We start from the raw sequence: 13,466 nt of genomic DNA, 5'->3' as shown, positions 1-13,466 counted from the left end.
CGGGGTCCGCTGCGATCAAGCCGTGCTTGTGCAGTAGGCAAATGCCGTGAGCATCCGCGATAGGCTGCCGTGCGTTAGGCGTTTCATCCGCGGAGGCTGATTGGCGCGCCTTAAGGGCAGCCGAAGCAAGGCCGGGGTTTGAATGACAAGTCCGCGTTCGAACCCTGTGTGTCGGAGCCTGTTCGCTCTTACCGATCGGCCTGCCTAGCCATTCGAAGGGCCTTCAGACGCTCAATCTTCTCGTCCTGCGCTTGGTTGGCATCAGAGAGATCCGCCCAAGCCATTTGAGCGATGCGCCCCTTCTCGCCCTCCCTCGCCAGCTGAGCCTCAGTGCGCGGCAAGGCCTGGCTTTGTCTGAGGTGCATGGCTGTCATCCTTGAGAGCGAGGAGGCTTTAAGCGCGGCTGCAGACAGGAGCGTAAGTCGTAGCCGCGCCCGTGCGTGTTAAGGACAAGCGGCGCGATCCGGGAACGCTTCTGACGACGGACTGCTTCTCATAGCATGTCGGACTTCGAAGCGCTCATCGAACGCCTGAAGGCTTCCAGCACACGCTGGTGCTGGAAGCGGAGCGCGGTCATCCACCCCCGAATAGAGGCGATCTCCAACGCATCGCTGATTTTGAGATCAAAATCCAAGCGGTCGAAGCGTTGATCGAAGATCGCTGAGAAGGATGGCTCAACAAAAACCCGCCTCGGATTTCTCCGGGCGGGTGAAAGTGTGGGTCACGGCTTGGCGGGGCAACGCCGGCCGGGAGCCAGTCAACAATGACCTGTCGTACCTGTCCGAGGCTGCTCGAGCTTTGCACGCAAAAGCCCGCCGCAGCAGTGTGCTGGGCGGGCTTTGGGTGAGACCCAACGATTGATCGGGCGTGGGCCTCAACGCGCTTGAGTTGACACTGCTACAGGACGAATTGCAGCAACAGTTCAGCAACAGGTGCGAAAAACCCGCTTCGGCCGAGGCCGAGCGGGTCACGAGGATGAGCGTTGAGACTGGAATGGCCTAGACGAAAAACAGCCCGTCGACGTGGTCTGGGGTGATACCTGCAAGGACCACAAGCCCGCCACCAGATAAGGCTAGGGCAGCATTGCCGTATTCATCTTGCTGCATGACGTAGCTCTGTCCGAACAGGGCAAGACGATCGCCATCTGCGACACTGAAATCGAAGACGACGTCGGTTCCAGAATTTGTCCCGAAGTTGAATTGATCCGCCCCCTGTCCGCCAAACAGGAAATCGTTGCCGGTCCCACCATCGAAGATGTCGTTTCCCGCTTCACCGTATAGGGTGTCCGAATCCGCTCCGCCCGCCAGGACATCGTTGCCGAGGCCGCCCGCCAGGATGTCGTTACCTGCGTCGCCCAGGAGGATGTCGGCCTCACTGCCGCCGCTCAGTTGATCGTTGCCAAGGCCGCCATAGAGGGTATCGCTGCCCTCGTTGCCGAACAGGGCGTCGTCGCCAGCCTCGCCGCTGAGGATGTCGTCCCCGGTCTCGCCGTACGCAGTGTCGTTGCCCGCGCCGGCAATCAGGACATCGGCATCCGCGCCGCCGTTCATGAGGTCGTTGCCGGCCTCGCCGTATAGGACGTCACGACCCTCGAACCCGAGGAGGGTGTCGTTGCCGTCCCCTCCGCCGATCTCATCGTTACCTGCCCCGCCAAAGACAAGGTCATCGCCCAGACCTGCGTTGATACGATCGTCGCCGTCCTCGCCACTCAAAGTATCGTTGCCGGCGCCGCCCAGCAGAATGTCGTTCCCCGTGCCACCGATCAACGTGTCGATGCCCGCCCCGCCGAACAGGCTGTCGGCTCCAGCATCGCCGAACACCGTGTTGCTGCCGTCGCCGCCGTCGAGGTAGTCGTTGCCTGCGCCGCCGCGTAGGAGGTCGTTGCCTGCTCCACCGCTGAGGATGTCTACCGCGCCCGTGCCCTGGAGCGTGTCCGGGCCGTTGCCCCCGAACGCTGTTAGCCCATCCGCGAAAGCGAGATCCGGCAAGTTTGGCGTAGCGTCGAAATTAAGGTTTGCAAAGGCGGCAGCTGGGTTGGCACTCGCCCCGAAGAGGAGTTCCAAGACGCCCCCTACGACGTTGCCGACGATGTTCAGCAAGCCGATGCCCTGGAAGGTCCCGAAATCTACCGTGAGCGGCAGTTCTGTTGAACGTGCTACGAGCTGCGATCCGCTAAAAACCTCGACTTGGTTGTAGGTCCCCCCGGCGCTTGCGGTTCCAATTAGTAGGCCATTATTATAATTGACAGTCCAATTGCCGCTGTAACGATAGGTCAATCCACCCTGATTGAATTCAAAACTCGAGTAGGTAAAGCTCTGCTGTCCGAGCAGAGGCGAGCCCTGAGAACCGATCAGGCCCGTGAAACGTTCGCTTGTAGCCTGGGACAAGTTGTTTACCCAAAAATTCTGGGTACTAAATCCTGCATCGGCATTGATCGCGACTGCGGACATGGCTCGGCTCCTAGGCGTACAGTCTGACGTTATAGTCAGCGGCAGCTTCGAGGGCACAGTTCTACAATCTCGTTAATTTTCCTCGTAAAATCCCCTTTGAGTTGAAATATTCAACCTATGAGCGGGTACGAAGTACGTGCGCAGGAATGATGAGGCATGCCCTGAACCAGCCCAAACATCAGGACTCACTGCCTGCATCGTGCCGCTTCCGCAGCCGCATGACAGCCCTACCGCCGTTCTCAGAATGACTCGACGCCGGGCGCTTCGACATGCGCTGGCCCTGAGCCGCGCCCATCTAACCTCTCGCCGGTTGCAAGAAGCGTCGTTCACTCAATCCGTCGGTTTCAATAGGGCGCCCGGCGCGAACTTGGACTGACGCTACGATGGGATCGCGGCCCCGCGCTATAGGCACCCGGCATGGTCCTGTAGACCCGAATACCTCCGCCGCCCGGCTGAACGGCGTAGGCTTGTCCACTCTGGATCGCCTCAGCGGTGTTTCTGGCCCCAGCGATGCCCTGCGTCCCGCCCGGCGCTGTGGCTGGCGCGAGACCGGCAGGCGGGCTTGCACCTATACCTCTCGCCGAAGCACCCTCGGTCTGGAGAGCTACCCCGAGCGAACCCAGAATGATCAGTGCCATCCAACTGCGCATGCGATGTCCCTTAGCCTTGAGCCAGATCGGACGCGTCATCTCGGGGCGTGCCGTCGTAGCCCTCCATCCAGGAGGCGCGCTCCTCACTGTCGCTGGGGTAAGGGCAAGCGTCCTTCGGGCGGCCGTGGATCCGGGCCTGTGCGCCTTCCTCGATCGGATCGGGATGTGAATGACGAGTCTGGGCCATGACGGTGACTCCGTGTTCCAGTGTCCCCCATCAACTGCTCTGATGTGGAACATGATCCCGCGGCATAGGAGGTGAGATCGACCCTTCGAAGGTGAGGATAGCGATCAGCTATTCGCCAGAGCCTAACGTGGGCAGGCCTTGCTCTGGAGTAGGCACGACGCCCAGGCCTCCAGCGGCATTTGAAGGGGCCGCACCCAGCGGCATCTTCGGCAGAGACTGGCCTGACTCTACGGCAGGTGCGACTTCCGGCTCTGTCACGTCGCGATCTTGTAAGCCTGCCCAAATCTTCCAGTCGCTCCAGGCACCCTCTAGCGCGGCCGAAGCCTCGTTGCGCGATCCGACGGTCGCTCCGCGGCGGAAAGGCATCGCACCGATGTCCAACTGCAGGCCCCACATCCACTGTTGGTCGACGTCAGGACCAGCAGAGATGCAATCAATCCGGCCAACGATCAGCGAGCCACTTGTTGCGAAGTACGTCTCGCGCGGGTGATCCTGCAGCCGTGTGAAGACGAGTTTGGCCATGGCGATCCCGTAAGATGACGAGCTAAACCCCCTGCTGCTTCGGCCGGTTCATCACCCGGATCCGAAGCGGGCGGCCGGCAACAGCACCACCGAGGCCATCCGAGATCGACAGTGGAAAGCAGCGCGCAACCGCTCCGAGCACTCCGGCGAGGAACTCCTTCTGAGCGGCGTCGTCGCCTAGAAGTATGGAGTGGGTGATTCTGGGCTGTCCCTGCAAGCTGCCGTCGCGCTTGATGCTGAACAGCACAGTGACCTCAGATCCAACTGATGCAGCCGGTCCGCCGACCGCTTGCGCACAGGCGCCGAGAAGCTTCCACATGCCGTCCAGGGTCGATGCAGGCTCCGCATAAGCCGCTGCAGACACAAGAAGCAGGGGCATTACGAACAGAGCATGACGCATATGGAGATACTTGAGATCAGAGTGGCTTGGGCTTGGAGGTTCGAGAAGGCTGCAATGTCTCACCGAGATCCCTTCATCGTCATCCGGCTCTTCGGTCGAGTTTCCGTCAGCGTCTGGCGCCGAGAGTTCTCGCTGTCCGCGAGGCTTGCTCTCCTCATTCATAAATTGCGGATCTCGGGCGCACTTAATCAACCCAGCTGATTTCGCCGCCCAGTGAAATCATTGCCTTCATAAGAGCTGAATAATTACGGCCACGATGCAAGCAATCTTTCCTAAAATATGGCTCACATTTAGCCAAAATATCTAGCTCGCTCATCGTGTATCGCAAAAGATACGCGCGATTACGAATACTATCAAGAATTTGATCTCCAGTATTTTCAGGTGGACACCGCGCTCGGTAAAGATTCATTCGCCTGCACTGATTCTCAACGGCACACTGCGTCCGACCATGCAGTGCCGCTGTTATTTCTGCGTAAGTGTGGTCAGACCTCATCCTCCGAAGCAAGCTGACCTCAGGTGTGGTCCAGAACCGATAGCCAGTATCGAGCCTTAATCGACCTGCGCGCTTGCGGATAGCATTGGCAGTTCTGCCCGGAACAATCACTCTAAGCGGCGCGTCGGGCTTGTAATTCCGTATGAGCAATTCGTCTTCAGCAGCTTCCCAGGCTCGAAAAGCCTTCGGATTTGCGCGCATTCGTGCCTCCTCAATCTGAGGGCGGCGTGCTTGCCTGCTCCATATTTGACGCCCCACGTGTTTCATACGTGTTGCACGGACCAACCTACGTCAGGTCGTAACCCATTGTAAAACCACGGATCGTGTTGCAGCACATCGCAACACATATCGCTCCACTGCGAGCACCAAAAAGCCCGCTAAGTCTTTGACTTAGCGGGCTATTTTCTGGTGCCGGTTGCGGGACTTGAACTCGCGACCTACCGCTTACAAGGCGGTTGCTCTACCAGCTGAGCTAAACCGGCGCGTTCGTGATGCGCTATCAAAGCCGTCGATCCGGCGCAAGCCTGTCCGCATCGACCTCGGCCCGTCACGCGATGCGTCGGGAATCGGTGAAGGTGCGGCCGTCCCCGAAGCGGTAATGGATCGTCTCGGTGAGGCGCCCGCTGGCGCGAACCTGGATCGCCTCCGGGCGGGTCAGTGCGTGGCGCCCGGCGATGGCCTCCGCGACGCGCATCGGGGCATCGCGTCCGCCGCCGTGCCGGCGCCACCACTGCACGGCCTTCTCGCGCGGGTAGCCGGCCTGTTCGAGGTCGAGGACGATCCCGTGGCTGCGACGCTCGGGGAGATGGAACACCACCGCCAGGGCGTCGGGGAGGGCGGGACGCGCGTGCGCGGTGAAACTCCAGCCGACGACGGGCTGCCAGTCCGCGACCGTCGCGGAGAGGATGGGATGCGCATCGTCCGCCGCCGCCTCGTGGCCCGGCCCCTCGGGTTCGCTATCCGGCTCGACCCAGCAGGCCTCGCAGGTGCTGGCGTTGAGGGCGATGAGGGCGCCGCAGCCGGGGCAGGGCTTGGCCCGCACCTCGCCCTCGCGGCCCCGGATCGCCGCAGCACTCCGGGCGGTGACGATGTCCACGGGGCCGTGCATCCGCACGAGGCCGGCATAGTCGAGGATGAGCGCGTCCGACTTGCCGGGGGCGCGGCGCAGGGCCCGGCCGACCTGCTGCACGTAGAGGCCGGTGCTCTGGGTCGGTCGCAGCAGCGCGACGAGGTCGACCTGGGGCACGTTGAATCCGGTGGCCAGGACCCCCACCGAGGTCAGGCATCGGATCCGGCCCTCGCGAAAATCGCGGACGATGCGGTCGCGCGCCCGCTTCGGGGTCTCGCCCGAGAGGGTCTCGCAGGCATGGCCCTCGGCCCGGATCGCGTCGCGCACGGCGGTGGCGTGGGCGAGCCCGGCGCAGAAGGCGAGCCAGGCGCGCCGGCCCTGCCCGTAGCCCACCATCTCCTCCACGGCCGCGCGCGTGATCCAGTCCTGGTTGACGGCGGCTTCCAGGGCGCTCGGGATGTAATCTCCGCCGCGCCGGGGCACGCCCGTGACGTCGAGGGCCGTGGCGGTGGCCTTGGAGATGAGCGGCGCGAGGTAACCCTGGTGGATCAGGTCACCGACATTGGCCTCGTACACGATGGCGTCGAACAGGCGCCCCGGACCCTCGTCGAGGCGGCCGCTGTCCAGCCGATAGGGGGTGGCGGTCAGGCCGACCACGCGCAGATCCGTGCGGGCGGCCTTGAGGGCGGCGAGGAAGCGGCCGTAGCGGGTCTCGGCGTCGCGGGGGATCAGGTGGGCCTCGTCCACCACGACGAGGTCGAACGGCCCGATCTCGGGTACGCGATTCCAGACCGACTGGATGCCGCAGAACAGCACCTGCGCCCCCTCGTCTCGGCGCCCGAGCCCGGCCGAGTAGAGGCCGGCCGGCGCGCCCGGCCAGAGGTTCAGGAGTTCGCCATGGTTTTGAGCGATCAGTTCACGGGTATGGGTGACGACGAGGATACGGTGCATTGGGTTCGCCGCGAGGGTCTCGCGCACCAGCGCCGCGATGACCAGGGACTTGCCAGCCCCGGTCGGCAGCACGATGAGACCGGCCCCCTCGCCCCGCGCCCAGGCGGCATGGAGTGCATCGAGGCAGGCGCGTTGATAGGGGCGAAGATCCATCCGCGCGGCTTCTAGCGCCGGGGGACGCGACTGTCCGTGTCCATTCTGCCGCGCATGCCCCGTTCGGACCTTGGAAAACGAAAGAAGCCCCGCCCGCCTGTTCGGCGCGCGGGGCTTCCAAGAATGTCTCGGATCACGGATGGGTCAGGGGCCGGCTGAGCACCTGGCGCCCGACCGCCCTCGGACCGGGATCAGCAATTGTCGGCGCTGTCACCCTTCACGACCTGACCCTCGGCGGGCTTCTTCTCACCCGGGGCCGGCTGCGTGTTCGCGCCGACATTGTTCATCGCACCGACGGTGCCGGGCGACTCGGCCTTGGCACCGGGCGTGACCTTGGCGCTCGATCCACCATCGACAGTGGAGGACTTGTCCATGGAGGCGGACTTGTCCTTCATGTTGCTGGTCGTGCCCGTCGCGCAGGGGGCGGCGAAGGCGGTGGTCGCGGTCAGCATCAGGGCGGCGGTGGCGACGGCAAGATTACGAATGGTCATGCTTCCTCCAGATCAATTCTTCTGGAGCCCAACCCGAAACCCGGGCAGTCGTTCCGTCATCTAGCGGGCAAAAGTGGAAGAATAAATCCGGCGACGTGGCACGTCGCCGGATCGGAGGCACGAAAAAGACCGGGTTCAGGCCGTGGCGAGGGCCGCCGCCACCTTCTGCGCGAAGGCGACCGGATCGCGCGGCGTGTCGCCATCCTGCACCCGGGCGAGGTCCAGAAGCGTGCCGGCGGCCTCCGTGATGTCGCCCTGGGCCTCGACCTTGGCAGCCAGGGAGCGGACGAGCGGGTGGCGGGGGTTGATCTCCAGGACCGGCATGCCGCCGCCGCCGCGTCCCGCCCGACGCAGGAGCCGCTGCATCTGCAGGTCGGGGCCGTGACCGGACGCCGAGAGCACCACGGCGCTCTCCACCAGGCGGTCGGTGGCGCGCACGTCGGAGACATCGGGGCCGAGTGCCGCCTTGAGGGCGGTGACCAGCGCCTCGACGGAGGCCGGCGATTCCTCGCCCTCGGGCGCTTCACCGGCGAACTTCGAGAGATCGACCGCCCCTTGGGTGACCGAGCGCAGCGGCTTGTCGTCGAAGCGGGCGAGCGCCTCGGGCCAGAAGGCATCGACGTGGTCGGAGAGCAGCAGCACCTCGACACCGCGGGCGCGGAAGCCCTCGAGCTGGGGCGAGCGCTTCAGGGCGTCGGCGTCGTCGGCGACGAGATAGTAGATCGCCTCCTGGCCATCCTTCATCCGGGAGACGTAGTCGGGCAGGGAGGTCCAGCCGTCGACGGCCGAGGAATGGAAGCGCAGCAGGGGGGCGATCTCGGCCCGGCGCTCGTGGTCCTCGTAGATGCCCTCTTTGAGGACGGGGCCGAAATTCTCCCAGAACGGGCGGTAGCCCTCGGCATCCTTGGCGCGGTTGGTCAGCTCGGTCAGCACGCGGCCGGTGACGGCGCGGCGGATCTTCGTGAGCACCGGGGTCGCCTGCAGCATCTCGCGGGAGACGTTGAGGGGCAGGTCCTCGGTGTCGACCACGCCCTGGACGAAGCGCAGCCAGGAGGGGAGGAGTTCCGCCTCGTCGGTGATGAACATGCGCCGCACGTGCAGGCGCACCTTGCTGGCGCGCTCGCCCTCCACGGCCTGGAACGGCTTCATGCCGGGCACGAACAGGAGCGCCGAGAATTCCAGCGCGCCCTCGGCCCGCCAGTGCAGGGTCGCCCAGGGCTCGTCGAAGTTCATGCCGACGTGGCGGTAGAACGCGGTGTACTGCTCCGGCGTGACCTCGGACTTCGCCTTGCGCCACAGGGCCGTGCCCTGGTTGGCGTTCTCCTCCTTGCCGTCCTCGCCCTGAATCGCGATCGGCACCGTGATGTGGTCGGCCCATTTGCGCACGACGTGGTCGAGCCGGTAGCTCTCCAGGTACTCGTCGGCATCCGCCTTGAGGTGCAGCACGATGTCGGTGCCGGGCTCAGCCCGGGTGGCGGGCTCCAGGGTGTAGCTGCCCTGGCCCTCGGAGGCCCAGGTCCAGGCCTCCTCCGAGCCGGCGCGGCGCGAGGTGACGGTGACCCGGTCGGCGACCATGAAGGCCGAGTAGAAGCCGACGCCGAACTGGCCGATCAGGCTCGGCCTGTCCTCGGGCTTGATGTCCGCGGCATTCTTGGCGTCGCCGAGGGCCTGGCTGAAGGCGCGGGTGCCGGAGCGGGCGATCGTGCCGAGGTTCTGAGCCAGCTCCGCCTTGGTCATGCCGATGCCGGCATCCGAAAGGGTCAAGGTCCGGGCCGCCTTGTCGGGGACGATGCGGACCTTGGCGTCGGGGGGCAGCGCGGAGGCCTGATCGGTCAGCGCCTCGAAGCGGCGCCGGTCCATGGCGTCGGCGGCATTGGCCACCAGCTCGCGCAGGAAGATCTCGCGGTCCGAATAGAGGGCGTGGACCACGAGGTCCAACAGGCGCCCGACTTCGGCACCGAATTCGTGCCGCTCCACGGTGTCGCTCAAGGGATCGCCTCCGGATGTCGAAAGGGGTTGGCTGTCGGGCGCGATATGCCTCCGCCCCCTGGAGAATTCAATGCCGGTCAAGGTTGGCCGGTCGCGGATCACCCGTCCCGCCGCGCGACGACGACCGGCGCGTGATTTTTTTGGGAAACCTTGCGGCGCCTCGAGCGTAGCGTTGGCTCAAGACACCCCGCCGGAGGACCGAGCGCGATGGAACCGATGAAGCCCATGGAACCGATGAAGCCGATGGAGCCCATGAAGCCGATGAAGGGCTCGGAGCCCTGGTGGCCGCAGGAGCTCGGCCAGCCCTCGACCAGCGGCGGCCAGAACGACATGCGCTACGCGTTCTTCCCCGACAAGCAGCGGCTCCTAGTCGAGACCAACGGCAAGCTGACGACCTACGACAGCGGGGACCACCGCATCAGCGGCGTCTCCCAGTCGAACGGCCGGGCACCGAGCTTCACCAGCCAGAACGGCGACGTGAACGTGAACGATCTCAAGGTCGTGGATTGAGCAAGGTCGTGGATTGAGGACGCGCCCGGCGCGGGGTAGTCCCGCGCCGGCTCACGCCACGGCGCGGGACGGTCCCGCGGGGACGGACGACCAGCGCTCGATCATCTGGGGCACGTCGCGCGCCGGCCCGGGCTTGGCGAAGAAGTAGCCCTGGCCTTCGTCGCAGCCCTCGCAGCGCAGGCGGTCGAACTGCTCCTGGGTCTCGATGCCTTCGCCGGTGGTGCGCATTCCGAGGCTGAGCCCGAGGCCGATCACGGCGCGCACGATCAGTCCGGAATCCGTCTTGCTCGTGATGTCGCGCACGAAGGACTGATCGATCTTGATCTTGTCGAAGGGGAAGCTGCGCAGGTAGCTCAGGCTGGAATAGCCCGTGCCGAAATCGTCCATGGCGATCCGCACCCCGAGGCGGCGCAGGGCGTAGAGGGTCGCCAGCGTGGCGAGGTTGTCCTTCAGGAGCACCGATTCGGTGATCTCCAGTTCCAGGCGGCCCGGCGGCAGGCGGCTCTTGGCCAGGGCCGTGCGCACGGACTCGACGATGATCTCGTCGCGGAACTGCACCGCCGAGACGTTCACCGCGACCTTGATGCCGTCCGGCCAGCGCATCGCCTCCGTGCAGGCCGTGGTGAGGCACCAGGCGCCGAGGGGGACGATGAGGCCGATCTCCTCGGCCACCGCGATGAATGCCCCCGGCGGCACGAGGCCGCGCACGGGGTGGCGCCAGCGGACCAGGGCCTCGAAGCCGCCGATGCGCCGACTGCGGAAATCGTAGATCGGCTGATAGTGCAGTTCGAACTCGTCGCGCACCAGCGCCTCGCGCAGGTCGAGTTCGAGGGCCCGGCGCGCCCGCAGACTGACGTCCATCTCCACCTCGAAGAAGCGCTTGGTGCCGCGCCCGTCCGCCTTGGCGCGGTAGAGAGCTACGTCGGCGTTCTTGAGGAGCTTCTCGCAGGTGGTGCCGTCGCCGGGGGCAAAGCAGATGCCGATGCTGACCCCGACGCTGGCGCGGTGTCCGTCGAGGTCGTAGGGCGCGCTGACGACGTCGATGATGCGGCGCGCGAGCACGGCGGCGTCCTGCGGCTGCTCGGCCCCGGCCAGGATGATGGCGAACTCGTCGCCGCCGAGGCGCGCGACGGTGTCGACCTCGCGCACGCAGGCCCGGAGCCGGTCGGCCACCGCGCGCAGGAGGGCGTCGCCCACGGGATGGCCGAGGGTGTCGTTGACCTCCTTGAACCGGTCGAGGTCGAGGCACAGCACCGCGAAGGGGCTCCCGCGGCCCAGATGCGCCACCGCCTCCTCGATGCGCTCGCCGAACATCGCCCGGTTCGGCAGGCCGGTGAGGACGTCGTGACGGGCCATGAAGGCGATGCGGGCATCCGCCTCCCGGCGCTCGGTGACGTCCTCGAAGGTGGCCACGAGGCCGCCGCCGCGCACGGCCTTGTGCGAGACCGCCACCACGCGGCCGTCGCTGAGGTGGAGGAAGTCGGAATCGCTGGGCCGGCCCGGGGCCGTCTCGGCCAGGGCGAGGGCGAAGGCGTCCGGTTCGTCATGCGCGTAGGCGGTGCCGGCGCTGCTGATGGCCGCCACCGCGCGATAGGGCAGGCCGAGGGGCAATTGCGCGGGGGCGAGGCCGAAGATCTCACAGTAGCGCCGATTGACCACGGTGAGCCGGCCGGCGGCGTCGAACAGGCACAGGCCCTGGGACATGTTGTCGAGGGCCGTGTCGAGGCGCAGGTTGGTCGACTGAAGGGTGGCCTCCTGCTGCTTGAGCAGGGTGATGTCGCTGCAGACCGCGATGAAGCCGCCGCTGCGGGTGGCGTTCCGGCTGATCCGGAGCCAGCGTCCGTCGCCGAGGCGCAACTCACTGCGCTCCTCCCGGGCGTCGAGGAGCGCCCGGGCGAGGCATCCGGCGCCCGCGGCCGAGCGCGCCACGAGACTCGCGATGGCGCTGCCGGCCGGGAGGGTGCCGGCCGCGAACCCGAGATAGTCGTCGGCCTGGCTGTTGGTGAGGGTGATGCGGCCGGCCTCGTCGACGACCACGATGCCCTCGCGGGAGGTCTCCAGGGCGTCCGCGAGCTGGTCCTCGGCCGAGATGCGCTGGGCGACTTCCTGCTCCATCGCCTGCCGGATGTTGTCGCGCATGACGCCCATGGCGACCAGGAGCGTGCCGATCTCGTCGGCGCTCCCGGTCGGCATGGTTCCGCTGAGATCGCCGGCCGCGATGCGCGAGGCCGCCCGCGAGGCCTCGGCAAGGGGCCGCATGATGCGGCGCGCGAGGCCGAACGCCACGGTTCCGGAAAGGAGCACGGCGATCAGGGTGCCGAAGAGGTTGATCTGGGTCTCGCGCGCCACGATGGCCCGCGCCTGCTGGCGGTAGATGAAGCCGTCGCCGGCGGTGTGGTTGATGAAGAGGTCGAAGTTCTCCTCCGCGATCGCGGCGTAGCGGTCGAGATCCGCGTAGGCATCCTCGGTCCGGCCCTGGCCCGCGAGCTTGGAGCGGGCGGCGGTCCAGGCCGCCACGGCCTGCTCGGCGGCCCGCGCGGCTTCGGTGGCCCGGTCGGACTGGGCGCGCTCGACGGCGATCGCGAGATCCTCCGCCAGCGACCGCTGGAGGCTGACGACCCGTTCTTCGAGGGCCGTTCGCGCCGCCGGATCGCTCATCAGCCAGCGTCGTGCCTCCACGGCCCGCATTCCGGCGAAATCGGTGGCGGCAGCCCGTGCGTAGTTGATGGACATCAGCGAGCGGTCGAAGGTCTGGCTTACGAGCTCGTCCGCCCGCCGGATGCTCGACGCCGCCGACAGTCCGAGCGCACCCGTGATCGCGCTCATCACCAGGAAGGCGATCACGATCCGGCCGCGGATCGTACCGAGCATCGCGCCGAGCCTGTCCAGCATGCTCCGGCGACGCCGTCCGCCGGTCGTCATCGGTGCTTCGGGAGGTGTCATCAAATCCGTCCGTCCAACGATGACGGTCAGTATGCCGGACAGACGTTAAGGTGATCTTGAGGTGTCGCGCCGGCGCCCGCTGCCTTAACGTACGCTTCACGCACATGTGGGACAGTGACGTTGCAGGGTTTCGAATACGCCGGTCGCAGCGGGATTTCGGGACTTCACCGGCGTGATCCGCGCCTCGCCATGTTTCTACGAACGGACCTTCGATGCGACGCCTCTCCGCTTGTTGCCTGATCTTCGGCGTGCTGGGTGTGGCGAGTGCCGGAATCGCCCTGGCGGCGGTCGGCGCGCCGATCCTTCACGTGTCCCAGAAGGGGCGGGCGTTTCAGCCGAACGCCCTCCTGGTGCCGCGCGGGGCCAGTGTCGAGATCGTCAACGACGACGGCGATCTGCTGCACCACGTCTACGTCGATGCGCCCGATTTCAATTTCGATTCCGGCGACCTGAAGCCCGGAAGCCGGATCAAAGTCACCTTCCCGATCCGGGGAACCTTCGCGGTGTTGTGCGGCATTCATCCCAAGATGAAGCTCAGCGTCCGGGTCGAGGGCCAGTGAGCGCGCGCCGCACCGCCTGATGGACACTCCGTCACCCCGGAAGGCCCCCGCCCGGGATGGCGCGGAGGCCGTTCGGTAAGCCCGGATCCATCCCGGCG

10 protein-coding genes and 1 tRNA gene are annotated in these 13,466 nt (G+C 66.0%); 2 read left to right on the top strand and 9 right to left on the bottom strand.

Annotated elements, in window-relative coordinates; genetic code table 11:
- Positions 1-998 precede the first annotated feature (998 nt).
- From MKK58_RS19285 to htpG, 8 genes are all read right to left on the bottom strand, one after another.
- Positions 999-2,450, bottom strand: coding sequence for a calcium-binding protein (locus MKK58_RS19285; RefSeq protein ID WP_243913880.1), 1,452 nt, complete (start codon positions 2,448-2,450; stop codon positions 999-1,001).
- A gap of 660 nt (positions 2,451-3,110) precedes the next feature.
- Entirely contained in the window at positions 3,111-3,287 is a 177-nt protein-coding gene (gene rmf / locus MKK58_RS19280) for a ribosome modulation factor (RefSeq protein ID WP_243913879.1), read from the bottom strand.
- A gap of 108 nt (positions 3,288-3,395) precedes the next feature.
- Positions 3,396-3,809: a hypothetical protein gene (locus MKK58_RS19275; RefSeq protein ID WP_243913877.1), complete on the bottom strand. Its 414-nt coding sequence runs from the start codon at positions 3,807-3,809 to the stop codon at positions 3,396-3,398.
- A 22-nt stretch (positions 3,810-3,831) separates the two neighbouring features.
- Entirely contained in the window at positions 3,832-4,371 is a 540-nt protein-coding gene (locus tag MKK58_RS19270) for a hypothetical protein (protein WP_243913875.1), read from the bottom strand.
- A 737-nt stretch (positions 4,372-5,108) separates the two neighbouring features.
- Positions 5,109-5,184 (bottom strand) — tRNA-Thr (locus MKK58_RS19265).
- Positions 5,185-5,249: 65 nt separating this feature from the next.
- Positions 5,250-6,875 (bottom strand): DEAD/DEAH box helicase, encoded by a 1,626-nt coding sequence (locus MKK58_RS19260; protein WP_243913873.1) that lies wholly within the window; start codon positions 6,873-6,875, stop codon positions 5,250-5,252.
- Between the two features lie 191 nt (positions 6,876-7,066).
- Positions 7,067-7,366 (bottom strand): hypothetical protein, encoded by a 300-nt coding sequence (locus MKK58_RS19255; RefSeq protein WP_238280265.1) that lies wholly within the window; start codon positions 7,364-7,366, stop codon positions 7,067-7,069.
- Between the two features lie 135 nt (positions 7,367-7,501).
- Positions 7,502-9,355 (bottom strand): molecular chaperone HtpG, encoded by a 1,854-nt coding sequence (gene htpG / locus MKK58_RS19250; RefSeq protein ID WP_243913871.1) that lies wholly within the window; start codon positions 9,353-9,355, stop codon positions 7,502-7,504.
- A 207-nt stretch (positions 9,356-9,562) separates the two neighbouring features.
- Between htpG and MKK58_RS19245 the strand changes: the two genes are divergently transcribed.
- On the top strand, positions 9,563-9,865 hold the full coding sequence (locus tag MKK58_RS19245) for a hypothetical protein (protein WP_243913868.1): 303 nt from the start codon (positions 9,563-9,565) through the stop codon (positions 9,863-9,865).
- Between the two features lie 51 nt (positions 9,866-9,916).
- Here MKK58_RS19245 and MKK58_RS19240 read toward each other — a convergent pair whose 3' ends face one another.
- Positions 9,917-12,757, bottom strand: a complete 2,841-nt coding sequence (locus tag MKK58_RS19240) for an EAL domain-containing protein (protein WP_243913866.1) — start codon at positions 12,755-12,757, stop codon at positions 9,917-9,919.
- A 263-nt stretch (positions 12,758-13,020) separates the two neighbouring features.
- On the opposite strand from MKK58_RS19240, the gene MKK58_RS19235 reads away from it, so the two are divergent.
- The gene (locus MKK58_RS19235) at positions 13,021-13,368 is read left to right on the top strand and encodes a hypothetical protein (protein WP_243913864.1); all 348 of its coding nucleotides are present in this window, start codon (positions 13,021-13,023) and stop codon (positions 13,366-13,368) included.
- Positions 13,369-13,466: the final 98 nt, after the last annotated feature.

The organism is Methylobacterium sp. J-078 (assembly GCF_022829285.1).
Taxonomy (GTDB): Bacteria; Pseudomonadota; Alphaproteobacteria; order Rhizobiales; family Beijerinckiaceae; genus Methylobacterium.
Note: the sequence above shows the minus strand (reverse complement) of the source record. Positions and strands in the feature narration are given on the sequence as shown.

What these genes read in the sequence shown, in the direction of transcription:
- MKK58_RS19285 (WP_243913880.1), bottom strand. Translation starts at nt 2,450, where the DNA reads ATGTCCGCAGTCGCGATCAATGCCGATGCAGGATTTAGTACCCAGAAT.
- rmf (WP_243913879.1), bottom strand. Translation starts at nt 3,287, where the DNA reads ATGGCCCAGACTCGTCATTCACATCCCGATCCGATCGAGGAAGGCGCA.
- MKK58_RS19275 (WP_243913877.1), bottom strand. Translation starts at nt 3,809, where the DNA reads ATGGCCAAACTCGTCTTCACACGGCTGCAGGATCACCCGCGCGAGACG.
- MKK58_RS19270 (WP_243913875.1), bottom strand. Translation starts at nt 4,371, where the DNA reads ATGAATGAGGAGAGCAAGCCTCGCGGACAGCGAGAACTCTCGGCGCCA.
- MKK58_RS19260 (WP_243913873.1), bottom strand. Translation starts at nt 6,875, where the DNA reads ATGGATCTTCGCCCCTATCAACGCGCCTGCCTCGATGCACTCCATGCC.
- MKK58_RS19255 (WP_238280265.1), bottom strand. Translation starts at nt 7,366, where the DNA reads ATGACCATTCGTAATCTTGCCGTCGCCACCGCCGCCCTGATGCTGACC.
- MKK58_RS19245 (WP_243913868.1), top strand. Translation starts at nt 9,563, where the DNA reads ATGGAACCGATGAAGCCCATGGAACCGATGAAGCCGATGGAGCCCATG.
- MKK58_RS19240 (WP_243913866.1), bottom strand. Translation starts at nt 12,757, where the DNA reads ATGCTGGACAGGCTCGGCGCGATGCTCGGTACGATCCGCGGCCGGATC.
- MKK58_RS19235 (WP_243913864.1), top strand. Translation starts at nt 13,021, where the DNA reads ATGCGACGCCTCTCCGCTTGTTGCCTGATCTTCGGCGTGCTGGGTGTG.